Annotated in this window: 15 protein-coding genes; 14 read left to right on the forward strand and 1 reads right to left on the reverse strand. The window is 63.0% G+C overall.

The genetic code is table 11. From position 1 onward, the window contains the following. Positions 1 to 3: 3 nt before the first annotated feature. On the reverse strand, positions 4 to 6,045 hold the full coding sequence (locus ABIC50_RS19580) for an alpha-2-macroglobulin family protein (protein ID WP_354166287.1): 6,042 nt from the start codon (positions 6,043 to 6,045) through the stop codon (positions 4 to 6). Between the two features lie 308 nt (positions 6,046 to 6,353). On the opposite strand from ABIC50_RS19580, the gene ABIC50_RS19585 reads away from it, so the two are divergent. The 14 genes from ABIC50_RS19585 to tssF all read left to right on the forward strand — a co-directional run bounded on the left by ABIC50_RS19585 (position 6,354) and on the right by tssF (position 25,168). Then, the gene (locus ABIC50_RS19585; RefSeq protein WP_012366206.1) at positions 6,354 to 6,860 is read left to right on the forward strand and encodes a sugar dehydrogenase complex small subunit; all 507 of its coding nucleotides are present in this window, start codon (positions 6,354 to 6,356) and stop codon (positions 6,858 to 6,860) included. After that, a complete protein-coding gene (locus ABIC50_RS19590) occupies positions 6,860 to 8,479 on the forward strand; it encodes a GMC family oxidoreductase (RefSeq protein ID WP_011658979.1) in 1,620 nt (539 codons plus the stop codon). The genes ABIC50_RS19585 and ABIC50_RS19590 overlap by 1 nt, the downstream gene beginning before the upstream one ends. A 2-nt stretch (positions 8,480 to 8,481) precedes the next feature. Beyond that, positions 8,482 to 9,759 carry a cytochrome c gene (locus ABIC50_RS19595; RefSeq protein WP_175713157.1) on the forward strand — a complete coding sequence of 426 codons (1,278 nt, stop codon included), beginning with the start codon at positions 8,482 to 8,484 and terminating at the stop codon, positions 9,757 to 9,759. Positions 9,760 to 9,946: 187 nt separating this feature from the next. Next, positions 9,947 to 10,366 carry a DoxX family protein gene (locus ABIC50_RS19600; RefSeq protein ID WP_354166289.1) on the forward strand — a complete coding sequence of 140 codons (420 nt, stop codon included), beginning with the start codon at positions 9,947 to 9,949 and terminating at the stop codon, positions 10,364 to 10,366. 57 nt (positions 10,367 to 10,423) lie between these two features. Beyond that, positions 10,424 to 11,533 carry a porin gene (locus ABIC50_RS19605; RefSeq protein ID WP_175663704.1) on the forward strand — a complete coding sequence of 370 codons (1,110 nt, stop codon included), beginning with the start codon at positions 10,424 to 10,426 and terminating at the stop codon, positions 11,531 to 11,533. A gap of 377 nt (positions 11,534 to 11,910) precedes the next feature. Further along, a complete protein-coding gene (locus ABIC50_RS19610; protein WP_354166292.1) occupies positions 11,911 to 14,262 on the forward strand; it encodes a type VI secretion system Vgr family protein in 2,352 nt (783 codons plus the stop codon). A 3-nt stretch (positions 14,263 to 14,265) separates the two neighbouring features. Continuing rightward, entirely contained in the window at positions 14,266 to 14,574 is a 309-nt protein-coding gene (locus tag ABIC50_RS19615) for a hypothetical protein (RefSeq protein WP_354166294.1), read from the forward strand. Continuing rightward, positions 14,522 to 16,657, forward strand: coding sequence for a M23 family metallopeptidase (locus ABIC50_RS19620; protein ID WP_354166296.1), 2,136 nt, complete (start codon positions 14,522 to 14,524; stop codon positions 16,655 to 16,657). The genes ABIC50_RS19615 and ABIC50_RS19620 overlap by 53 nt, the downstream gene beginning before the upstream one ends. Next, complete coding sequence (locus tag ABIC50_RS19625) at positions 16,657 to 17,262, forward strand: hypothetical protein (RefSeq protein WP_354166299.1); 606 nt, start codon at positions 16,657 to 16,659, stop codon at positions 17,260 to 17,262. Before ABIC50_RS19620 ends, ABIC50_RS19625 begins: the two co-directional genes overlap by 1 nt. Positions 17,263 to 17,334: 72 nt before the next feature. Next, positions 17,335 to 17,976, forward strand: a complete 642-nt coding sequence (locus ABIC50_RS19630) for a hypothetical protein (protein WP_354166301.1) — start codon at positions 17,335 to 17,337, stop codon at positions 17,974 to 17,976. A 146-nt stretch (positions 17,977 to 18,122) separates the two neighbouring features. After that, positions 18,123 to 18,383: a PAAR domain-containing protein gene (locus ABIC50_RS19635; RefSeq protein WP_354166303.1), complete on the forward strand. Its 261-nt coding sequence runs from the start codon at positions 18,123 to 18,125 to the stop codon at positions 18,381 to 18,383. A 2-nt stretch (positions 18,384 to 18,385) separates the two neighbouring features. Beyond that, a complete protein-coding gene (locus ABIC50_RS19640) occupies positions 18,386 to 19,741 on the forward strand; it encodes a KPHS_23130 family T6SS system protein (protein WP_354166306.1) in 1,356 nt (451 codons plus the stop codon). Beyond that, positions 19,722 to 23,303 (forward strand): ImcF-related family protein, encoded by a 3,582-nt coding sequence (locus tag ABIC50_RS19645; protein ID WP_354166308.1) that lies wholly within the window; start codon positions 19,722 to 19,724, stop codon positions 23,301 to 23,303. Before ABIC50_RS19640 ends, ABIC50_RS19645 begins: the two co-directional genes overlap by 20 nt. Continuing rightward, positions 23,300 to 25,168 carry a type VI secretion system baseplate subunit TssF gene (gene tssF, locus ABIC50_RS19650; protein WP_354166310.1) on the forward strand — a complete coding sequence of 623 codons (1,869 nt, stop codon included), beginning with the start codon at positions 23,300 to 23,302 and terminating at the stop codon, positions 25,166 to 25,168. Before ABIC50_RS19645 ends, tssF begins: the two co-directional genes overlap by 4 nt. Positions 25,169 to 25,200 lie beyond the last annotated feature (32 nt).

The following is a 25,200-nucleotide window of genomic DNA, read 5'->3' on the forward strand; positions in this document are numbered from 1 at the left end:
TACTCACGACTTGCCCGCGTCGGCCGGCTTCACGGTCATCGGCGGGTTCGGCCACAGGCCATACACGGACGGCGCATACAGCGCCTCGACGCGCGTCGGCGGCAGCCCGAAGGTGCCGACGTTGTTCAGCCGCACCGTGTACTCGACCGAGAGTTTGCCCTTCGGCAGATAGTCGTAATACGCGCGGTAGCCGTCGAAGTCGCGTTCGATGAACGCCGGCCATGCGCCGTCCGGGGATTTCTCGCCCTGCGTCGCGGCTTCGGAATCGCGGCCGAGGCCCGAGCCGAGAATCGTCGCGCCGGACGGGATCGGATCGTTGACGACGACCCACGTCATGTCGCTCTGCGCGTCGATGTCGAGATGCACGCGCACGACGTCGCCGCGCGTCAGCACGCCCTTGACGGCGGGCGACACGGGCGTGACGGTCTTCGTGATCCGGTAGCCTGCCGCGAACGGCGCGCGCAGCGGCACGGCCGCGAGACTCTCGACCGTTGCCCACGGGCGGCCCGTGCCATCCTGCGTGACGGACAGCGTGGCCGGCGCCTGCGACGCACGCGGCCACGGCATCAGCACGCTGCGTGCGGCGGCGGCGCGCGTCGCGGGCGTGGCCGATGCGGGCGTATCGGCGGGCGCGGCCGCGCCTGCCTGCGACCACGCGATCGCGCGCTCGTTGCCGCCGAGCGCGACCTTCGTCGTGCCGGCGACCGGCACGCTCTCGTAGGTGCGCGAGAAGCGCTCGACCGCGAGCTGGCCGAGTGCGTTCGACGTCGTCGTCTGCCATGCGCCCTGGCGTTGCAGCGCGAGCAGGCCGGCCGTCACGCGCGGCATCTCGTCCTTCCACGCCGGGTCGCCCGCGAATTCCAGCGCGAGGCGCGCGGCGTTGGTCTCGTTGCTCGTCATCAGCCACCACAGGTCGTCGTCGCGCGCGGTCGAGAACACGAGCTGCGTGCCCTGGTACGTGAGGCGTGCGCGCAGGATCTGCTCGACCTGCGCGCGTTTCTCGTCGCGCTGCGGGATGTCCTTCACGCGCGTGAGGATCGCGTGATAGTCGATCACCGCCGAGGTCGGCCACTGGTTCGGCGCGATCTCGATCGAGCCGAGCATGCGGCCTTGCGCGGCACCGTAACGCGACAGCGCCTCGATCGCGGCCAGCTTGCGCAGGTCGCGATCCTGGCGCGGCGCCCATGCGTTGCGCTCGATGCGGCCGTCGATGAAGCGCGCGAGCCCGGCTTCGAGCTGCGTGCGCAGGTCTTCCGGCAGCGCGAAGCGCGGGTCGAGGCGGCCGGCTTCGTCGGCGACCACGAGCAGGTACGACGACAGCGTCGGGCTGCCGTAGTGCGCATCGTCGGACGACGGCGGGAAATAGCTCGCGAGCCCGTCGCTGTCGAGGTAGACGGGCATCCGCGCAACTAGCGCCTGCCATTGCGCGGCGTCGTGCAGACCGATCGCGCGCGACGTCTGCTGTTCGAGACAGCGGTACGGATAGCGCTCGAACCAGCGCCGCACGCCGGGCAGGCCGTCCGCGAGCTTCGACTGCAGCGACACGGCGATGCCGCCGCGCGGCGCGCCCTGCGCGTTGTTGACGGCGCCGGCCGGGGCCGCCACGGGCACCGTCAGCGTGCCGTCGACCTGCGTGAGCGTGGCCTGCTGCACGGTCACCGGCAGGGCGGGCACGACCTTCTGCGCAACCGCCAGCGCATCGGACGCGCGCTTGCCGCCTTGCTCGGCCGCTTCGATCCGCCAGTTCAGCGCGCCGGCCGCGTCGAGCGCCTGCTCGGGCACGGTGATCGTCCACGCGACCTCGGTCGCCGCGTTGGCCGCGAGCGACACGGTTTGCGGCGCGACGTCGAGCCCCGTCACGCGCGGCGTCACGACCACCTGCATCGCGCGGTCAGTGGTGTTGCGCAGCGTGACCTGCGCGCGGAACGCATCGCCTTCGCGCACGAGCGGCGGCAGGCCGGAGATCAGTTGCAGATCCTGCGTGCTGCGGATCGACGTGCTGCCGGTGCCGAAGCGGTCGGGGCCGACCGCCGCGACGGCGACGATCCGGAAGCGCGTGAGCGCGTCGTTCAGCGGCACCTCGACGTTTGCGCTGCCGTTCGCATCGAGCGTCACGCGCGGATTCCACAGCAGCAGCGTGTCGAACAGCTCGCGCGTCGGCGCGCTGCCGCCGCCACCGCCGGCCGGCACGGCCTTGCGGCCGAAGTGGCGGCGGCCGACGATTTCCATCTGCGCGGTGGCCGTCTCGACGCCGTACGCGCGTCGCTGCAGCATCGCGTCGAGCAGGTCCCAGCTGTTGTTCGGCATCAGTTCGAGCAGCGCCTCGTCGACGGCCGCGACCGCGATCTGCGTGCCGGCAGGCGCGGGCTGGCCGTTCGGCAGCGTGACCTTCACGTGCGCCTGCGCCTTGCCGCGCACCGTGTAGCGCGTCGCGTCGGTCGTCACGGTCACGCCGAGACGATGCACGCCGGTGCCGACCTTGATCTCGCCGAGGCCGTAGCGGAACGCGGGCTTCGACAGGTCGACGAACGCGGTCGGCGCTTCATGGTGACGGCCTTCGCGCCAGAACGCGCGCGCCCATTCGACCGGCGCCTTCCAGCCCCACGTGAAGAACGAGTACCACGGCACCTCGCGAATCCGGCCGCGCAGCGCGAGCACCGACACGTAGACGTTCGGCCCCCACGATTCGCCGACCTTCAGGTCGACGGTCGGATTCTTGCCGGTCAGTTCGACGATGTGCGTTTCCATCACGCCGCCGCGTTCGACCGCGACCAGCGCCGTCGCGTAGCGGAACGGCATGCGCACCTGGAAGCGGGCCGTTTCGCCCGGCTCGTAGGACGTCTTCTCCGGAATCACGTCGATCCGGTCGGTGTTGTCGCCGCCGAACCACAGTTCGTCCTCGCGCGTGACCCACACGGACGTCGACGCGTTCGACGTGCGGCCGTCGCCATCCTTCGCGACCGCGATCAGCTGGACGTTGCCGGCCTGTTCGAGCGTCGCGTCGCAGGCCATGCGGCCCTTGTCGTCGGTCTTGCCCGAGCACAGCACGCCGAGGTCACGCGTGTCGCTCTTGTTGTCGTACGCGTAGAAGCCGCCGACCATTCGCTTGCGCGACGACGTCGTGACGTGCGCGACCCCCTTGATCTCGATCGACACCGACGCACGCGGCTTGCCTTGCAGATCCACCGCGAGCGCCTGCACCGGCACGCGCTGGCCGACGGATACCCAGCGGCCGGCCTTGATGCCGGCCACCACCGCGGCCGGCCACAGGATCGTGTCGCCGCGGATCGTCTGCACTTCGCCGTTCGGGTCCGCGAACGTGGCCTCGAGCGCGATGCGCTTCGGCGCGTCGACGTCGGGCAGGCCCTTGAGCGTGACCGAGCCCGCACCGTTTCGGTCGAGCGTCAGCGGCAGCTTGTCCGCGATCAGCTTGGTCGCGTCGGGATCGTTGTTCGCGGCCGACGCGTTGTCGCCGTCCTGCGAATCGTCGTCGGCGTTGCCGTCGCTGCGTTCCGGACGATAGGGCGTGAAGCTGAAGTCCTCGAAGCGATCCGCGAACGGCGGCGACGCCCACTTCATCAGCGCCGACACCTGCACGGGCAGGTTCGACGCGCCGCCGCCCGACACGTAGTCGATCTGCACCGCGAGCGGCGCTTCCTTCACCGCGACGAGCGGGCTCTTCTGCGCGTCGCGCGCGCCGATCGACCCTTTGAGCACCGGCAGGCGGAACGCCTCGACGCGGAAGCTGCCGCTGTAGTAGCTGGTGGTCGGCGCATCGTCCGGGCCGCCTTCGAGCGTGACGCTGTATTCGCCGAGCTTGGCCGCGGGCGGCAGCGGGAATTGCGTGTCCGCGCTGTGGTCGGCCGACCACGTGAGCGGCAGCTTGTAGGTCTGGTCGGAGCCGAGATGGCGGATCTTCACGCGCGTCGGGTATTGCGCCGGGAACGCGAGGGTCTGCAGCGTCTCGGTGCGCAGGAAGTGCTTCATCGACACGGTTTCGCCGGCACGCAGCAGCGTGCGGTCGAACACGGTATGCGCACGCACGGTCGGTTCGCTGCCGGTGTCGGTCGGCACGTTGAAGCGCCACGATTCGATCCCGCGGTTCCAGTTCGAGCTGACGAACGCCATGTCGGGGCCCGTCTTCGGATCGTCGACGCGCGCCGACACAAAGTAGTCGTCGAAGCGTTCCGACTGGCTGCATTCGTGCTTCGGCTCGAATTGACCGTCGATCTTCAGCAGGCCTTGCGCGTCGGTCTTGCCGGTCGCGATCTCGTCGCCGTTGCAGTCCGACACGCGGATTTGCGCGTTCAGCACGGGCTTGCCCTTGTCGAGCGTCGTGACCCACACGAGGTTGTTCTCGCGGCCCTGTTTCAGATGCACGCCGAGGTTCGTGACGAGCACGGTGGTCCGCACGTACATGCTCGACGGCTTCGCGAGCAACGAGCGGCCGAGCGCGGGCGACGCGAGTTCGAGCACGTAGAAACCGGGCTTGTCGATCGGCACGCCGACGACCTCGAACGGACGCAGCGCCTTCGGATCGGCCTTCGGCAGCGTCATCGCCTGGGCCCCCGGCTCGCCGGTGAGCAGCGACAGCGAGCGCACGTCGATGCGGCGATTCTGCGGCGCGGGCATCTTTTCACCGGCCTCGAGCGGCACGTAGACGGGGTGCTGGCCCGTGCGCCGGAGCAGGCCCGGCATGCGCGCGTCGATCGTGCCAGCCGTCATCGCCCAGTTGTCGAAGCGCTCGACGGTGCGCATCCATTGGCGGATCGTGGTGTCGTCGTCCACCTTCAGGTTGGCGAATTGTGCGCCGCGCGTGTTGAGGCCCGCGATATGCAGGTCGGCCTCCACGTTGCGCAGCGTGACCGGCACGAGCGCCGGCGTATCGGGTTCGGCGAAACGCTCGACGATCCCGAAGGTGCCCGACGAGAATTTCGCGAGCGGCGGCATCGGCGCGGTGCGCGTCGCGAGCGGGAACAGGTCGGCATTCGCGAGCGAGCGGTCGGTCACGTCGCGCAGGCCGGACGGCAGCTCGATCGTCAGGTTCGCCTGCGCGGGCAGCGGCGGGTTGAACGTGACGGTCGTCACTTCGTCGCTGTGGTCGTCGGCTCCGAAGGTCGGTGAAAGCGAACCGTCAGGACCGCGCAGCTTGATCGCCTCGGCGTTCTTGCGCGAGATCGGCGCGTTGAACGACAGCGTCAGCGGACGCAGCGGCGTGCACGGCGCCTTCGCGTTCTCGCGTTCGCACGAGAAGCTCGCGGTGAACGGGGCGCGCACCGTGAAGTCGAAGCGGCGCTCCGTGTCGTTCGCGATGCCGCTCGGGCTTGCGACGCCCTTGCCGTAGACGAGCTGCATCTTCGCGCTCGCGGGCAGCGCCTGCGCGCACGACAGCGTCAGCACGCGTGCAGCGTCCTTCTTCAGCCCGAAGTGGTCGAGCAGCGCGTTGCGGGTAGCGTCGTCGGCGGCCGTGACGGGGATGCGGTTGCCGATGCCGGCCGCCTCGCACCAGATGTTCGCGAGCGCGGAACGCGGCTCGGCCGGGCCGTTCAGCTTCAGCACGAAGACCTGGCGCTCCTCGATCTCGCGTGAGCCGGGGCGCACCGTCACCGGGAACGGGCCGCCGGTTTGAAACGTGAAGCGGCGCGGGCCGCTCACCGCATTGCCGGCGACCGAGCGCAGCGTGTCGTTGAGCGCGACTGAGCAGCGCACACCCGGCGGCAGGTCGTTCTCGAAATCGTAGACCCACGTTTTGTCGTCGAGCCAATGACCCTGGCCGCGCGCGGCGGTGGAATCGTTGCAGGTCATGCGCGCGGGGTTCGGCGCGGACGCCGAACCGAACGCGACCATCGGCTCGTCGAACTTGACGACGCTTTGCCGGACTTCGGTGACCGTGCCTTGCGGCGACACGCTCACCGTGCGCGCCGCGAGCGCATGCAGCGACAGTGCCGCGGCGGCGCCGAGCGCCGCGATCGCGCCGATGCGCCAGAGCAGCCGTGTGGTGTGATTGGATTGATGCGTGTTGTTGTGTTTATTGTGCTGCTTCATCGCTCGATGCCCTCGGAGGGAAGCTTTCTGTTTGATTGCACGGGATTCTAACCGACGCGCATGCGAGCGGATGGCGGGACGGGGCGGCGCGTGTCGTCGGCTTGCGACACACTTCGCCACGATGCAGAATTGTCGCGCCGACGACACAAAGATGCCGCGAAATGTCGATTGTCTCGGCTTGCGGAACATTTAATCGACTATAAAAGCATTGTCCGATTCGAATTGTGCGCGTACATTTCAGGGCCGCGCGAAAGTTTGAGAAATATCAAGCGTGGTTTTCCCGAATCCGGTGTTCGAGAGAAGGAAACATGCACAACGACAACACCCCCCACTCGCGTCGCGCAAGCGACGCATCCGTATCCGGCATCACGCGGCGTCAATGGCTGCAGGGCGCACTGGCGCTGACGGCGGCCGGCCTCACCGGCTCGTTGGCGTTGCGGGCCCTGGCCGATAATCCCGGCACCGCGCCGCTCGATACGTTCATGACGCTCTCCGAAGCACTGACAGGCAAGAAAGGGCTGAGCCGCGTGCTCGGCGAACGCTTCCTGCACGCGCTGCAGAAGGGTTCGTTCAAGACGGCCGACGGTCTGTCGCAACTCGCCGGCGCGCTCGCGTCCGGTTCACTGGATGCCGATCAGGAAAACGCCGCGCTGTCGATTCTCGGCGCGTGGTATCTCGGCATCGTCGACAACGTCGTGATTACTTACGAAGAAGCATTAATGTTCAGCGTCGTGTCCGATACGCTCGTGATTCCTTCGTATTGCCCCAACAAACCCGGCTTCTGGGCCGAAAAACCGATCGAGAGGCAAGCCTGATGGCGGATACCGATACGCAAAAGGCCGACGTCGTGGTCGTCGGGTCCGGTGTCGCGGGCGCGATCGTCGCGCACCAGCTCGCGATGGCGGGCAAGTCGGTGATCCTGCTCGAAGCAGGCCCGCGCATGCCGCGCGGCGAGATCGTCGAGCGCTTCCGCAACCAGCCCGACAAGACGGACTTCATGGCGCCGTACCCGTCGAGCCCGTGGGCGCCGCATCCGGAATACGGCCCGCCGAACGACTACCTGGTCCTGAAGGGCGAGCACAAGTTCAACTCGCAGTACATCCGTGCGGTGGGCGGCACGACGTGGCACTGGGCCGCGTCGGCGTGGCGCTTCATCCCGAACGACTTCAAGATGAAGACGGTGTACGGCGTCGGCCGCGACTGGCCGATCCAGTACGACGATCTCGAGCATTACTATCAGCGCGCCGAGGAAGAGCTCGGCGTGTGGGGCCCCGGCCCCGAGGAAGACCTGTACTCGCCGCGCAAGCAGGCGTACCCGATGCCGCCGCTGCCGTTGTCGTTCAACGAACAGACGATCAAGAGCGCGCTCAACGGCTATGACCCGAAGTTCCACGTCGTGACCGAGCCGGTCGCGCGCAACAGCCGCCCGTACGACGGCCGGCCGACTTGTTGCGGGAACAACAATTGCATGCCGATCTGCCCGATCGGCGCGATGTACAACGGCATCGTGCACGTCGAGAAGGCCGAGCAGGCGGGCGCGAAACTGATCGACAGCGCGGTCGTCTACAAGCTCGAGACTGGCCCGGACAAGCGCATCGTCGCCGCGATCTACAAGGACAAGACGGGTGCCGACCATCGCGTCGAAGGCAAGTACTTCGTGGTGGCCGCGAACGGCATCGAGACGCCGAAGATCCTCCTGATGTCGGCGAACCGCGATTTCCCGAACGGTGTCGCGAACAGCTCCGACATGGTCGGGCGCAACCTGATGGACCACCCGGGCACGGGCGTGTCGTTCTACGCGAGCGACAAGCTGTGGCCGGGCCGCGGCCCGCAGGAGATGACGTCGCTGATCGGTTTCCGCGACGGCCCGTTCCGCGCGACCGAAGCCGCGAAGAAGATCCACCTGTCGAACATGTCGCGCATTAACCAGGAGACGCAGAAGATCTTCAAGGCCGGCAAGCTGATGAAGTCCGACGAGCTCGACGCGCAGATCCGCGATCGTTCCGCGCGCTACGTGCAGTTCGACTGCTTCCACGAAATCCTGCCGCAGCCCGAGAACCGCATCGTGCCGAGCAAGACTGCCACCGACGCGATCGGCATTCCGCGCCCGGAAATCACGTATGCGATCGACGACTACGTGAAGCGCGGCGCCGTGCATACGCGCGAGGTCTACGCGACCGCCGCGAAGGTGCTGGGCGGCACGGATGTCGTGTTCAACGACGAGTTTGCGCCGAACAACCACATCACGGGCTCGACGATCATGGGCGCGGATGCACGCGACTCGGTCGTCGACAAGGACTGCCGCACGTTCGACCATCCGAACCTGTTCATCTCGAGCAGCTCGACGATGCCGACCGTCGGTACGGTGAACGTGACGCTGACGATCGCGGCGCTGGCGCTGCGGATGTCGGACACGCTGAAGAAGGAAGTCTGACCGTGCGGAAATCTACTCTCACCTTCCTCCTCGCCGGCAGCCTCGCGTTGCCGGGGCTCGTGCGCGCGGCCGATTCGGCCGATCCCGCGCAGATCAAGCGCGGCGAATATCTCGCGGTCGCGGGCGACTGCATGGCCTGTCACACCGCGAAGGGCGGCAAGCCGTTCGCGGGCGGCCTCCCGATGCCGGTGCCGATGCTCGGCAAGATCTATACGAGCAACATCACGCCGGACCCCGACACCGGCATCGGCACCTGGACGTTCGACGACTTCGAGCGCGCGGTGCGTCACGGCGTGTCGAAGAACGGCGCGAACCTGTACCCGGCGATGCCGTACGTGTCGTACGCGAAGATCAACGACGACGACGTGCAGGCGTTGTACGCGTACTTCATGCACGGCGTCGAGCCGGTCAAGCAGGCGCCGCCGAAGAACGAGATTCCGCCGCTGCTGAGCATGCGCTGGCCGCTGAAGATCTGGAACTGGCTGTTCCTGAAAGACGGCGCGTACCAGCCGAAGCCGTCGCAGAGTGCCGAGTGGAACCGCGGTGCGTACCTGGTGCAGGGCCTCGCGCACTGCAGCACGTGCCACACGCCGCGCGGCATCGCGATGCAGGAGAAGTCGCTCGACGAGACCGGCGGCAGCTTCCTGTCGGGCTCGGTGCTGGCGGGCTGGGACGGCTACAACATCACGTCGGACCCGCACGCGGGGATCGGCGGCTGGACGCAGCAGCAGCTCGTCCAGTATCTGCGTACCGGCAGCGTGCCGGGCGTCGCGCAGGCGGCCGGTCCGATGGCCGAGGCGGTCGAGCACAGCTTCTCGAAGATGACCGACGCCGACATCGGTGCGATCGCAACCTACATCCGCACGGTGCCGGCAGTGGCCAGCGGCGACGCGAAGCAGTCGCGTTCGTCGTGGGGCAAGCCGGCGGAAGACGGCCTGAAGTTGCGTGGCGTGCCGCTCGCGTCGTCGGGCATCGATCCGGCGCGGCTGTATCTCGGCAACTGCGCGAGCTGTCACCAGATGCAGGGCAAGGGCACGCCGGACGGCTATTACCCGTCGCTGTTCCACAACTCGACGGTGGGTGCGTCGAATCCGACGAACCTCGTGCAGGTGATCCTGAACGGCGTGCAGCGCAAGGCCGGCAGCGAGGACGTCGGGATGCCGGCGTTCCGCCACGAGCTGTCGGATGCGCAGATCGCCGCGCTGGCGAACTACCTGACCGGGCAGTTCGGCAATCCGGCCGCGAAGGTGACCGAGCAGGACGTCGCGAAGGCGCGTTGAGGCCGGGCACGAAGCGGCAGGAAGTCGTAGCAGGCAGCGCAACACGGAAAGAGGAGGAGCACAGCACATCGGGCGGGCCCCGATGCCGGTTGTTGCAGAGCGGGGCGGGCGGCACTGGCGGCCGCCTGTCCTGGTTCGTTGGCAATCCGGTGCGCGCGGTTCGCGCATCGTTTTCGTTGATCACACCATGACACCGAATCAACCGTTTCTCGCGTCCCAGCGCGATGTGCTGCTGCTGCTGTCCCGAATCCTGCTCGTGATCCTGTTCGTGATGTTCGGCTGGAAGAAGATCGTCGACTTCTCCGGTACGATCGCGTTCATGGGAAGCGAGGGCGCGCCCGCGCCGATCATCTCGGCGGCGATCGCCGTCGTGATGGAGCTGTTCGTCGGCATCGCGCTCCTCATCGGCTTCCAGACGCGGCCGCTTGCGCTGCTGCTTGCGCTGTATTCCATCGGCACCGCGCTCATCGGCCATCACTACTGGACGATGACGGGCGGCGAGCAGATGAACAACATGATTCATTTCTACAAGAACATCGCGATCTCCGGCGGCTTGCTTGCGCTGTGCGCGGCGGGCCCCGGACGTTTTTCGATCGATCGCGGGTGAACGGATCGCCGGCGCGCGCATGGGGCGCGTGTCGGACGGTCCAGACTGCGAGGGGGCATGACTTTGCGACTCAAACATCTAGGATGGCTGATCGCGGCCGCCGCACCGGCGGCCGCATTCGCACAAACCAGCGTGACGCTGTACGGCCGTATCGACGGCGGCGTCGAATACCTGAACCACATCGCGACGCCGAACGGCAGCTCGACGCGCTGGAGCGCGGAAGGCGGCGACTGGGGCACCAGCATGTTCGGCCTGAAGGGCTTCGAGGATCTCGGCGGCGGGATGTCGACCGTCTTCAACCTGGAAACCGCGTTCCAGGTGATGAACGGCACGACGGGCGGTGGACGCCTGTGGTCGCGCCGCGCGTATGTCGGGCTGAAGAGCGACACGTGGGGCCAGCTGCAGGCCGGCCGCAACCTGTTCATCGACAGCGACGGCGTGTGGGAATTCGATCCGTTCGTGCAGCAGGCGTTTTCGTCCGCGTCGCTCGTGCGCGGCCGCAACTGGCAGCAGAGCAGCAACAACATCGAATATCACAGCCCGGTGATCGGCGGCTTCGACGTGCAGGCGCAGTATGCGTTCGGCAACCAGTCGCGCGGCTTCAACTACGGCGCGGCCGACGATTTCGGCCGCTCGGACGGGATCATGATCTCGTACCACTCGCCGGTGCTCGACGTGCGCGGCATCTACGACGAGCTGCGCGACAACAACGGCAAGTTCAGCAACATCTTCACCGCGTCGCGCGAGTATTTCGTCGGCGCGAACGTGAAGGTGTCGAAGTTCAAGATCCAGGGTGCGTATACGCATTACCAGGCGCCTGACAGCCCGGCGGGTGTCGCCGATCGCGCCGATCATTACTGGCTCGGGGCGACTTATACGGCCACTCCGCAGTGGGCCGTGACGGGCGGCGGGTATTACGTGAAGGTGGGCGATGGGGGCGGCGATGCGTCGCACGATCCGTCAGGCCACGCGATCATGTATGTGCTCGGCACCACGTACAACTTGTCGAAGCGGACGTTCCTGTATGGGACGGTTGCTTATGTGCGGAATGGCGGGAATTCGAACTTCTCGTTGATTGCGTCGCCGCGTGATGCGACGTCGGGGACGAGTCCGATGACCGGTGAGTCGCAGACGGGGGCGTATGTGGGGATGATGCATACGTTTTGAGTGGCGGGATGAATGGCACGGACGGTTGATGTCCGTGCCGCTTTTTCGTTCGCAGTACTCGGCGTGGTAACACATGCCTCTCGCTTCGTTTCACTCAGCGGCCGTTGTCGGCGCCGCGAACAGACCATCGCGCATCTGCCCAAGGTACGAATTCCTGATCCTTCCAAGTCGATGATCACCGGATGGGATCAACCGTCTTCGGTCCCCTGACGTCCCGCGTCTCGCAGTGCTCCATTGAATTTATCCCCAATTTTCATATTCGTCTGATGGATATCGGGCGGGTGATTTGTTCTACTCGTGCGGTCTGACGGCATCGTGTCCCCAGAATCAGCGCGGGTGATCGTGCCGGTGTGCAATCTCTTCACACAACGGCGGCCATGCGAACCATCCAGGATGTGCTCGAACACCCGAGCGCGATCGTCACCCAGCCCTTCCATCTCGAGATCGCGACGCTGCAGTCGCCGGTTTCAGTCCTTTCGCTTTCCCTTAGCGAGGAAATGAACGCCCCGTTCCTGGCCGACGTCGTCGTGACGTCGACGGACAAGCACATCGACGGCGCTGCGGTGGTCGGCCGGCCGGCGGTGTTCACGGTCGAGGAGCACGCGTCGGTGCCGTCGATGCCGCGGTTGATCGAGCCTGTCGTGCACGAGGCGCGTACCGTACACGGAGTCGTGACGCAGTGGACTCGGGTGAAGACCACGCGTGATGAAGCGACTTACCGGTTACATCTGAAACCACGCCTGGCGCTGCTCGATGAAGTACACGACTCGGCTGTGTTCATGGACCGCTCGATTCGTGAGTTGCTGACCGACGTGATCGTCGATCGCGACATGTTCGAATCGTACGACGTCGAGTTCGAGCTGGAAGGTCTCGACGGTAAATTCGAGCAAACCGTGATGTACGAAGAGAGCGCGGCCCGCTTCATTGACAGGCATGCCCGGCGCGCGGGCGTTTACTACTACTTCAGGCAGGCGAAGAAAAAGGACGCACCGCAGCGCGACACGCTCGTGTTCGGCAACACGCCGCGCGGCTACATGCGAGCGCTCGAGGTGCCGCTGCTGCCGCATTCGGGGCTCACCAACTGGCACGAGGCGATTCTGGAACTGCACGTCACTCGCGCACTGGTGCCGCAGACCGTGCGCGAGTGGGACCACAACTACCGCCAGCCGGACGATCCGTTGCAAGTCGAATCGATCGTGGCGCGCGATGACCGTTCAGTGTTCGGCAGCATTAACCGCAGCGTCGAACATTTTCATACGGCCGAAGAGGGGCAGGCGCTGGCCAATGCGCGGCACGACGAGTTGATCGCACGCCAGACGCGGATCTCGGGCAAGAGCAATGTCATTGGCATGACGCCCGGCATGGTCGTGCGCGTGACGAACGACACGATAGCCGAAGCGCCGCACGGAATGGTGATCACGAAGGTTGTCACGACGGGCGGGCGCGGTCAGTCGGTCACCAACACGTTCGAGGCGATCCCCGCTCATCTGACGTACCGGCCCGAGTACGATCCCCAGCAGCATTGGCGCTGGGTCACTGGAGCGCTGATCGGCATCGTCGAATCCGGCGACGACGAGCCGTATGCGTGGATGGACGAGTATGGCCGCTACCGGGTGAGGCTCCTGTTCACGCGGCACAGCGGCAAGCGCGGCACGAACAGCATGCCGCTTCGTCTGCTGCGGCCGTCCGCGTCGCATCAGGGTGGGCTGCACATACCCTTGCTGCCTGAAACCGAGGTGCGCGTCATCGCGACCCAAGGAAATTGCGATCGGTTGCTGATCGCGGGAGCCGTTCATGACTATGCGCGCCCGGATCTCGTGCACGGCAAGGAAGGCTGGTACAGCCGTGCCGTGTTTCGTTCACCGCTGCTTGGCAACAAGCTGCGCTTCGAAGACCTGAAGGAGCACGAGGGCATCCGGTTGGCGACGGTCTTCGGGAAGACCGCCCTCAACATGGGCTATCTGGTCAACAGCGACAAGAAGAAGCGCGGCGATGGCTTCGAATTGACCACGCAGGCGTGGGGGACGTTGCGGGCGCCGAAGGGACTGTTCTGGTCGGCCGACCCATGCATGCCGAACGCGCCGCATCTTGAGATGCAGGCGGCGATCACGGAACTGCGGACCGCTTTGCAACGGGTCACAGCGCTCGTCGATGCGACCGTGCAAGCGAAGGCGCAGCCGGCTGACAAGGCGACGCAGGCGAGCCTGATGGACGTGCTCGATCAGCTCAAGGGCGCGGGGCTGCTTGCGAGTGCACCGGCCGGCATCGCGCTGGCGACGCCGAAGTCGATTCAGCATGCCGCCGGCGAGAATGTAATCGTGACCGCGGGGAAGCACGCGGACGTGAGCGCGCTCAAGCGCTTCACGGTGGCTGCCGGTGAATTGATCTCGCTGTGTGCGCACAAGCTTGGAGTGAAAATCTTCGCGGCGAAGGGGAAGGTCGAAATTGCGGCTCATACCGACGAGATGGATCTGGCGGCGTCCAAGCAACTGCGGCTGGCGAGCGCGGACGAGGATGTGCTGGTGGTGGCGCGCAAGAAGATCGTGCTGGCCAGCGGTGGCGCGGCGCTGAAGATCGAAAACGGCACGTTCGAATTCATCGGGCCGGGGGCATTCAAGATCAAGGCGGGGACGTTTGTGTTTCAGGGGCCGGGCAACGCGAATTTCCAGCTGCCAGCCCTCCCCAAAAGCACGCTGAAGACTTCCGCCCAATACGTTGCATCGCGATAAATCATGATCATCAGCCCTCCGTTCCTGCCGACGGCAGGTTTGACCTCCAGCGACGCGACCGTGACCGATCCAATGATGGACGCGGTGGACAAGTTCGAGCTTTCCCATCATGGCCTCTATCCGATCGGGTTCGACCGGCGCTGGCACTGTGGTGTCCATCTGGTGCCGAACGATCTATACGAACCCGTGCGCGCGATTGCGGACGGGGAAGTCGTTGCCTATCGGGTAAGTCAGAAAGCGATATCGGACGGACATCTCGATGCGCAGGGAAAAACAAGTAGCGAATTGCAACAACGGCTTTGTCCTGCTTAAACACTCGACCGATACCGGTGACGGTCGGACGATCACGTTCTATTCGCTATACATGCATTTGCTGGACATTGCGACGCTCGCGCAAGATCGGCCACGGATGGGCAAGGCGCCGGCCGATAGCTCGCCAATGGAACTCGCAAAATGGTTGGAGATTGATACAGGTGGTGTACAGGCCGGGCAGGGCAAGAAGGTCTATCGCAAGGACATCCTCGGCTATATGGGGCGTAACCATGGGCACTCCCACCTGCATCTCGAAATTTTCATGACTGAGGAGGATTTCAGCGCGTGGTTCGAGCAGCAGGGACACGCGATCCAACTCGGCGAGCGACATCCGGTTCAGCCGACGTCAACAGACTATTGGGGGCACACGTATTTTGTGATTCCCGGTGGAACGACGTTTGCGGCGACGCCGCCAGGACAGGCGGACAGTCCTTACTTCCCGCCCCAGTCTGCCGGTACCCTTGGCGCAACAAGCTCGCTTTACGTCGAGGCGTGGTTTCACAAAGGGCAGCGCTATGTTCGCGCATGGATTGATCCGAATGGCAACGGCAAGCGAACGCTGTTGACGCCCGAGCCGGTTCGCGATCCCTGCGAAGACTACGAATACAACCTGTATCAGCGGGCGACCGATCTTTACAAGGCTTGCCCGAGTGATGGTTATGAGTTGTTGCGCTTTGGCCGGATTCTTTCCACGGATAGTCCGACCTTGCCTGAGGCTTCGCGCGCGACCTACGTCGCGGTGCCTTTCGACACGGCCGGCACGCAGGGCTACGTCGATGTCAATCAGCGCGCCGTCCGGAAGCTGTCGGATGCGGATTTTCCTTCTTTCATGGGTTGGCGAAAAGTTGACAACTTGAATGCACCGCTCGATGCGGCGGGGCTGTGGGATATCGATAAGTTTCGGGAAATGATCGGGGACACCACGAAGCTGTATCTCAGCGAGCGCTCACCGGAATTCGGCCCGGACGACGAACTGGCGGCCTACATGCGGGGTAGCGATGAGGCGCGGGCGGCGCTCAAGGGATTCATATGTCATGCGGTGAGCGAGTGGGATCCGGCCAATAATGGCTTGCGCTACAGCGGCCTGAGTGCGTCCGATGGTTTCTTCGGAAGGCGGGCCGACACGGATCCAGATGGATACGGGAAATTCCTTGGATTTCTGAGCAAGCTCCAGTTTTTGGACCAGACGTCGCTTGGGGGTGGGAAGAAGCTCTGGTTCTTCCATCCGCTTTCATTCATTCGGCATTTCAGGAAGTGTGGCTGGCTGAGCGAAAAGGAGATGCTTCAATTAATTCCGCGGTGGGTTATTCGGAAACCAGGATCGCATAAGTCGCCTAGCCTCGGTGTCTGGGAGGAGCCAAATATTAGGGTGGCAAATAATTTTCTCAGGACGTATCGGGTGAATTTAAATTGGGCGTTGCTTAAATTTAAGATTGACAGTTTCGTTAGGCAGGCTTGTTTTTTTGGAAATGCGACGCAGGAGACAATGTGGTTTAAGTGTTTGACAGAAGGAGGGCGGAGCGATGATGCGGTGGATTTGCATGGTGGATGGTTTGGGCGAGGATTTCTCCAGCTAACAAATCCGAATGGGGATATGGGTGGTGGGAACAATAATTATTACAAATATTTCAAATTTAATGCGCGCGATCCAGTTATTCCGCCCGGGCAACAAGAAATTCAATGGAGAAACCAGATCGGTAGGGACTCTTATCATGCCAGTCACAGCGCATGTGCTTACTGGGTTTGGCCTGGTAAATCTCAGCCATCAAAGAAAAATCCAAATAGACCTCAGGTGGATAATTCAAATAGATATGCTGATATATGTGGGATCAATGAAAGAAGGACCATTGATACGAAGTCGGGGGTTAAGGTTTGGTATTACAATCAATCATTCGTGAATTGCGCTGCATCGGTAAATTATCCGGGGGCAACAGGGCAAAATCCTCCAAATATGAACGGACTTGTGGATCGTTCGACATCGTTTGTCAATGCATTAATGGTTCTTTCCGATGGTGCGAGTTTCAAAGGATCGGGTGGCGATGACTTGTGGTGGCCTGAAAATTTTTTTAGGCGTGAAATTTAATGAAAATACTTCTCTTTAGTATAGTGATTGTAAGTACTTTTCTTGGTGTTGTATGCGCGCAGCAGCTTTCTCGCAATGATCCAGATTTGTCAAAAGCCACGCATTTGCTTGGTGAGTTGTGCGGGTACTCACTTGACAATTCAATTCTTGAGAAGGTCAAGTCTTCGAGCATTAGTTTTGAAAATAACGTTTTCCGTGCTGAATTTCTCCTTGAATTGAAGCCGGTTGACCGATATTTGAAGGCCTCACTTTATTTTGGATGTTTCCTGCCGGGAAAAGATTTGATGGAATCAAAGGGTGAGGCGCCGCTGACAGCCAGGGGTGAAATTGCAAATGAAGATTCTGGGGGGCGGTATGCTCGCAATGTTGTCTGGGAAAGAAAATACACTGGTTCAAATTGGATTGGAACCATGGCATATGTGGATTCGATTTTCGGTGACGGATCTCGTCGAAAGATTCCAGCGTACTTTATGACTTGCCCGAAGGTGGCTGATTTGCCCTGTTTTTCTTTGGAATTTGAGAGAGATGATCTAGTGAGTAGGGAAGTCGATAGAATTCAGGATTTAATTCACGGGATATATATCGTTGATCATTCAAAGAAATAGATTTAATATAATCATAGAAATTTAATGCATAAATTATTTTTGTGTGTGAGGGGCTGAGAGGGGCTCGTGCGAATGAGAATAATATTTGCCATCTTATTTTTGATATTGATGGTGCCTGCTCTGGCAGACACTGGAAAGTCAAAATTCCGGGCTAGTGGAAATCGCATCGAAATTTTGAGTAATGATGGGAAAATATGTGTTTTGGATCAGCAGCCATCTACGGCCGTTGAGAGTTTTGATGGGTCTGCGGTGATTATCTCTGAGCGTGGATACGTTAAAAAATATGACTTAGATCGCTGTGTCCCAAGCGTTATGGTGCATGTCTCCACGATTCCTCGCAATGTAGGGGTGCTTGCTGATATAAATCTTGGTGCGAAATTATATGTTGCGGTAGATTTTGTTACTGTTCGACCTATGAAGTATCTGGCTACAGTCGCAAGGCTTGATAGTGTCAAGAATCTTGTGACCATTAATGGTGCATATCTTGATGGGCAAGGCCTGTCAAAATTGCAAAGATATGCCTTTGGCGGCTCGGGTGAGGCTGGCTCTGCAGTGATTTCTCCGGACGGTCGCTACGTTGCTCCTGCAGGACAGATTGATTGCAGCGAAGATGCTTCGCCTGGGGTATGGGATATAGAGAGAAATATAAAAGTGATTGCCGGCGAGCAGTCGTGCAATAAGTTATTCTCGTTGACCGGAAGTGGTGAAGATTAATTGTATTTCAATCTTTCGGTAAATTAATGTGTTGGTTGTAGTGCGTTTGAATGGTATTAATTTTCAAAAATATCGTTTTCGGCTAGGCGCGTCGTGATATCTCAACGCCTCTCCGAATCGAAAACACAGATATTACAGAGGGAAAAATGAAATCTCCTATCAGAAAAGACGACTCCCTCGAACATGGCGGCCAAGTCACAGGCGGCTCGTCGACCATGGAATTCATGGGCCGTCCGCTGGCGCGCAAAGGTGACGCGGCGCTCTGCGATCTACACGGCGTAACCGTGATCGACGACGGCGACGAATCATTCCCCGATCAGGACGGCAAACCTGTCGCAATGCATATGCATCGCTGCGCGTGCGGTTGCGGATTGATTTCGTCGTTGCAAAACGTATTCATCGGCTGACCATGCCCATCGATCTGTCGCCTGCGGGCCTGCCATCGGCGTATCCGGCAAGCGGCTTACGCTTTTGGCCTTGGCTGGTTGGCTGGGTTTTGTGCTGCGGGTTCGGCGCCGCAACGGTGCTGCTGATGTGGCCGACCGGCGCGCCTGCTAGTGGTGCAAAGTTCTGGCTTTGCCTCCTGGGCATCCCGAACGCGGTGTACTTCACGGCACTCGCAATCGCTCGCGCCGTATATGAGGCGGACTATCTCTATGCGCGGTTCAGAAACCGTCATCGCACGGCTTGGCTGAAGACCCGTATTCGCACGGCTCAGCGCCCTCTGCAGGTGCTCGGCGCCGGATATTGCCTGCCGCTTGCCGTCATTGCACTGGGCGAATTGCTGGCCGGCAAGACATCTCTGCTGGAAGCTCGTTCGCCGCGTGGCGGCACGGGACGCGTCCTGCACACCCGCTTTGCCGATGACGATCCGCTACTGCAGAAGGACGAGAACGAACACATGGAGGTCGACGACGAGTCGGCCGAAGAGGAGACGGCCGACGCGGAGCATACCGACGTTACTGAAACGGCTGAAGCCACGACACCGCCTGCACCCATGCCGCCCGTCGTACGCGTGATCGAGCACGCGCTGGCGCCGCTCGTTGAGAGCCTGTCCACGCTTTCGCAATACGGCCCGAATTACGCGCCCGCCGTGCGCGTGCTGTCGACGCCGGAAACCGCCGGCCAGCGAGTGGAACAGATGAGGCAAGCGCTGCTGCGGGCAGGCTTGGACACGTTGGAGTGTCAGGCGGTGGCGGCCGCGGATGGCTTGATGGTTGCCGACGCATGGCTGGACGCTGGCGAACAGAGGCCACTGTTGGTCGTCGCGGCCGAATGGCACGATGAGCCTCCGCCGGGCAGCACCGAAGGTGCTGTCGCCGTGCTGCTTGGTCCAGGTGTGTTTCAACTGCCAGAACCGGTGAAGGTAATCGGCACGCTGCACCGGCCGGTTATGGACGATCTTGAAGGCGTTGAGGCAGTGCTCTCAAACAGCATGTTGTGGGGCCAAGCCAACGCCGCCACCGTTGCGTCGGCCTGGATCAGCGGCCTCGACAACGCGCACGACGGAAAGCTGCTCCCGGCGCTGCGCAGTACTGGCCTTACGAGCGTCGCGAAACAGGAAGCCCAACGCCGGCCTGACCGCATGCTCGGTCATGCCGGTGCGGCAGGCGGATGGCTGTCGATCGCGGCGGCCATCGAAGCCGACGCCGGAACGCAGTTGATCCTCCATGGGCCCTCTACCACGTCGACTGTGCAGGCCGCGATCCTGCACGTCACCGACTCAATCAAGCACGAAGAATCCGATGACGAACGCACGCAATAACATGCAAATCCTTGGGTCGGGAGAGGTGGAGTCAACCGATACTGGCCGGTTGCTCGCCTGGGGGCCGATTTTTCTGGCGCTGCTCTTGGCGGCGGTCTCGTTCGCGGCGGTCTGGGTGAAGGGCGACCTGCTCGGCACGTTCACGCGCGAGACGAAGCTGGGCGTCTCGATGTGGATTTTAGTGGCACTGGTGGTGGCGCTTCTGGTGCATGTGGGGTTGCTTTACGGCGGAGCTTATCGCCTCGTCGGGCGCGTGTTTCGTGCGGACGCCGGGCAGCGCGGCGAAGTGATAAAACAAGCGAAGACCCTCAAATACGACGCCCGACTGCAATCGTTGTGCGACGAATTGCGCGCCTCGCACGGCTGGCGCTGGCGTTACCGGACGCAGTGGCTGCTACTGAACGGCGCGGACACGCTGATCGAGAATGTTGCGCCGGGCCTGAAGCGTGGAGGAGCGATGCCGGTCGGCAACGCGATTCTCGTACATGCCTCGCCGGACGGTATCGACGGGGGAATGTGGCGGCGTCAGCTCCGGCAACTGCGCCGCCGCCGGCCGATCGACAAGGTGATCCAGGTCGTGAGACTGGCGGACGATTCTCTACCCGATAGCGAATTGTCGCGCACGCTTGCCGCGATGTCGACGGATCTCGGCTGGGCCGCGCCCGTGACATTCCTGCACGCAGTGTCCGCGGAGGGCGGTCGCCCCGATGCATTCGAGGTGATTGGCGCGTTTTCAGGTACGACGGGCAAGGATGCAGGGTGGCCGGCGATGCTGAACGAGCAACTGGTTGCGCTCGAGCGGGATACGGCGGATGCGGGTGCTCGACTATGCACGACACCCGCTCGTATTACCTACCTTGCACAGATATCCCAATACATCGGCAAGCAACACGAACACATCGTGACGGGCTGGAATGCACTGCTGGCCGCGCCGTGGCTGCGCGCGCCGCTCGCCGGGGTGATGTTCGCACCCGTATTCGCCGCACCGGCGGCTGTCCCGACGCCCATTCCGGTGACTTCGGATGGCGAGCCCGCATCGGAACAGGTTGTCGCTGCGCCGGCAAGCGCACCGTTCACGTTTCCATCGCAGCCCGCGCCGCTGCTGCCCGTCTGGCAGGCGATCGCCGATCGGCACGACGTGGGCCGGCGCATCGGCTTCTACTGGCCGAATGCGCTGGCGACGCTCGTCATTGCCGGCGCGATCGCGTGGTGCGTATGGTTGACGGTCTCGTTCATCGGCAATCAGCAACTGATGCGCGACGCGCGAACGATGGCAGACGCCGCCTCGGGCGCACGACCGCAAACGGGGCAGGCCTGGCGCGCGCAACTCGCGCTGCAGCGACTGATGGAGAAGCTCGAATACCGCCAAACGCATGGTGTGCCCTGGTATCTGCGCGGCGGTCTTTCGCACAACGATGAAGTACTCGCGTCGCTCTGGGAGCCGTACCGGACCATCGCGACGCGTAACCTTCAGGCACCTGTCGTCAAGTCAATCGAGGCGCTTCTCAAGTATGCGGACACTGCTCGAGCCGATAGCCTGCAGTCCGCACAAGCGCGCGGCAGCACGTACAACGCGCTGAAGTCATATCTAATGCTGGCCGAGCCGGCGCGCACGGAACCCGAATTCCTGAAGCGGCTGCTCGTTGCAACGTGGCCCAGGCCTGTCGAGATGCCGGAGGGCGAACGCGACGATACCGGCCAGCGGCTCGCCGGCTTCTATGCCGATCACCTGAAGGCCCATCCCGAATGGCGGATCGCGCCGGATAGCAACCTCGTGACATCGACCCGCAATATGCTGATCACGCAGATTGGCCTCGCATCGGCCGATGACACGGTTTATCAAAATATCCTCGACGAAGTGAAAGGCAAGTACGCGGACGCGTCGCTCGAAACGCTGCTTGGCGGCACGGATTCGCGTGGACTCTTCACGGCATCGGAGACCGTGCCGGGCGCTTACACCCGTGCAGCATGGGACGGGATGATTGCCGAGGCGATCGACAAGGTTTCCAGTGCGCGGAAGGTGAGCAGCGACTGGGTGCTGTCCGGCGGGCAGCCGAACCGGATCGTTGAGGGGATCCCCTTCGCGGCCCGCGGTGAAAACCGTACTCAGGCGGCCGTCGAAGAGAGACACGCGGTCGAGGCGCTGAAGGAGCGCCTGACCGCACGCTACTTCGCTGAGTATGCGGCCGCCTGGCAGCGCATGCTCAACGGTATCCGGTGGCAGCCGGCGTCGAACCTGACAGGCGCGATCGAGCAACTGTCGAGACTGGCCGACGCGCAGACTTCCCCGCTCATCGCGCTGATGAAGGCGGTGCAATTTCAGGGGCAGGCGGGCCTGCCGCCTCAGGCGTTGACCGACACGCTGGTGCGCAAGGCGCAAAGCCTGATCGGCAACGACGATGAAACGCATGCGCAGGCAGCCAAGCCGCTCGACAAGTCGTTCGGGCCGCTGCTGGCGCTGATGGGTGATATCGGCACGCCGAACCACGGTGATGGCAAGGCCGGCCGGCCGGAAAGCGTCGCGCTGACCGGCGTAAGCCTGTCACGTTATCTGACGGCGGTCACGACGATGCGCCTGAAATTGCAGCAAATTGCCGGCAGCGCGGACGCGCAGGCGATGGCCCGTTCGCTCGCGCAGGCGGTGTTTCAGGGGAAGCTGTCGGAGTTGGCGCAGGCGCGAGACGACGCGGCACTGACGGCCGCAAGCCTCGGCTCCGCGTGGTCGGGCTTCGGCGATGCAGCGTTCGCGCAGCCGCTCGAGGGGGCATGGCAGACAATCCTGCAACCGGCGGCGGCGAGCCTGAATGAAGCCTGGCGCGCGAGCGTCGCCGCGCCGTTCAACGCGGCCGTGAGCGGCCGCTATCCGTTCTTCGACACGCAGGCCGATGCGTCGTTTGCCGAATTGGGCCGTTATGTGCGACCGGATACCGGACTGATCGCACGTTTCATTTCAACGCAGCTTGCCGGCGTGATGAAACAGCAGGGCGACCAGTGGCTGCCGAACGAACTGGCGCCGCAGGCGCTGCAGTTCGATCCGAAGTTCCTCGCCGGCATTCGGCAGTTATCGACGATCGGCGTGCAGGCGTATGGTCAGGGCGATGCACTGGAGAAATTCGAGATCATGGCGCTGCCGACGCCTGACGTGACACGCTCGGAACTGTCGGTCGACGGCAAGCAAATCGTCTACTTCAACCAGAAAGAAAGCTGGACACCGCTCGCGTGGCCGGGCAACGGCCTCAATGGGCGTGCGGGACTGACATGGCAGACGCTCGACGCGGGGCTACGTCAAGCTTTCGAGACGACAGGAGATTGGGCCTTCGTGCGTTTGCTGGCGAAAGCCGAAGTGAAGCCGCTCGACAGCACGCGCTACAGGCTGACGTGGAATGCAGACGGAGTGCCGCTCGCCTACGTGCTGCGTACGCAACTCGGCGCCGGTCCGCTCGAACTATTGAAACTTCGCGGCTTCAGGATGGCGGAGCGAATCTTTGTGGTCGGCAAGGGCGGGGCGGTTCCGTCCGCCATGTCCGGCCTGCCGCCTTTGCCGCCGGAGCTGATGCCATGAGTGACGAAAAAAGGAAGGTCTCAGGAGGTGACGAGAACCGGCGGCCGACAGGTGGAGCTAGCCGGCAGGATAGCGATCCGTTCCTGCGGTACTTCGACGCCGAGATGCGCTACTTGCGCGAGGCTGGGATGGAATTCGCGCAGGCGCAGCCGCAGGTCGCCCGTCGGCTGGGCCTTGCCATGCCCGGCGCGCGCCACGACAGTGTCGAGCAGGCGTATGAGGGATTCGCGTTCCTCGCCAGCCGGCTGCGGATGAAACTCGACGATACGTCGCCGGAACTGACCGATCCGCTGATCGATCATTTGTGGCCGCATGCAGGCCGCACGATTCCGTCGTTGGCTATTCTCGAATGCGTGCCGCGCGTGGGTGAGGCGCGGACGCTGAATATGCTGCCGGCGGGGCTGCAGGTACGATCGACGCCGGTCGGCGAGGCGGGGACCGTATGCGTCTATCGTACGACGCAGCCGGTACGCTTGCTGCCGCTCACGGTGCGCGAAGCGGGCACCCGGGTGCGCGAAGACGGTCGCATGACGATCCGGCTTGTATTCGATCTGGTGCACCGCGAGCAACGCCTGCTCGATGACCTGTCGCGCATTCGTCTCTACCTGCACGGTGACCGATCGACCGCATCGGCGTTGTATGCTGTCTTCACGCGACAGGTCAAGTCTATCGGCGTGCGCATGCCGAGCGTGCTGGACGGCCAGCTGCAACCGAAGTCCGGCATGCGTTTCGAGGCGGCCGGCTTCGGACCTGACGCGCGACTGTGGCCGGTCGACCATGACGGGCGCGATGTCGAGCTGGATCGCGAGCAGACACTGCTCGAGTACTTCGCGTTCCCCGAGAAATTTCACTTTGTCGACCTATGCGGTTTCGACGCCGCAAGCGTGCCGCCGGGCGAGACACGCATCGAGTTCGAGATGGTGCTCAATGCGCGAATTCCCGGCAACGCGACGTTCGACGCAGGCAATATCCGTCTATTTTGTACACCGATCATCAACCTGTTCGAACTGGACGCGCAAGCGATTCGGCCGGACGCACACGAGCGCGACTATCCGGTGTGCGCTCCCGCGTGGGCAGGTGAGCATGTCGAGCCATACGATGCGTTGGCGGTTGCGGCGGCCGACCCGCGCAATGCGATTCGTCACGAATACCGGTCGTTCAAGGAGTTTCGACACCGTGGCGGGATGATGCGGCATGCGTCACCCGACCGCCATTACCACACGTCGATCCGCCATGGCGTGACAGGGCAGCGCGAGATGTGGCTGACGCTGGGCGGTCAATTGTGGGATGAACCGGGAAGCCCGCCGGACGGGCAGGTGATGGTCAGGGTGCTGGCGAACAACGGGCGATTGCCGCGCATGGCGCTGCTCGAATCGACGATTACGGAACCCGCATCGGCCTTTACCGGCGTCGAGCGGGTACGCAACCTGACCGCGCCTACGATGCCGCTATATCCGCCGCGCGATAGCGACTACGCGTGGCGAGTGATTTCGCACTTCAACGGAGACGGTTCGTCGGAACTGAACATGATGAACGCCGACGTGCTACGTGGCGCGCTGTCGCTGTATGACTGGACGCAGCGGGACGACAACCGGCGACGCATCGAGGCAATCCACTACGTGTGGCTGGACGAGGAAGAAGAAGTGGTAGGCGGGCGTATCGACAGGATTGTGAACGTCAATATCGGCATCGAACCGAACGAATTCGCCGGATCCGGAGACGTCGCGCTGTTCGGTGATGTGCTGAGCCGTTACGTTGGTCGCTATGCCAGTTTCCATTATGCGGTGCGGCTCGTGCTGTATGAGGGCGTTGGCGGTCCGGTCCGGCGCTTTCCGTGCACGGTCAAGACGGGAGGTTGGCTATGAAGGCGCAGCGATTCCGGCGATGCCTAAAATCA

It is taken from the genome of Burkholderia sp. 567, from assembly GCF_040545115.1.
Lineage (GTDB): Bacteria > Pseudomonadota > Gammaproteobacteria > Burkholderiales > Burkholderiaceae > Burkholderia > Burkholderia ambifaria.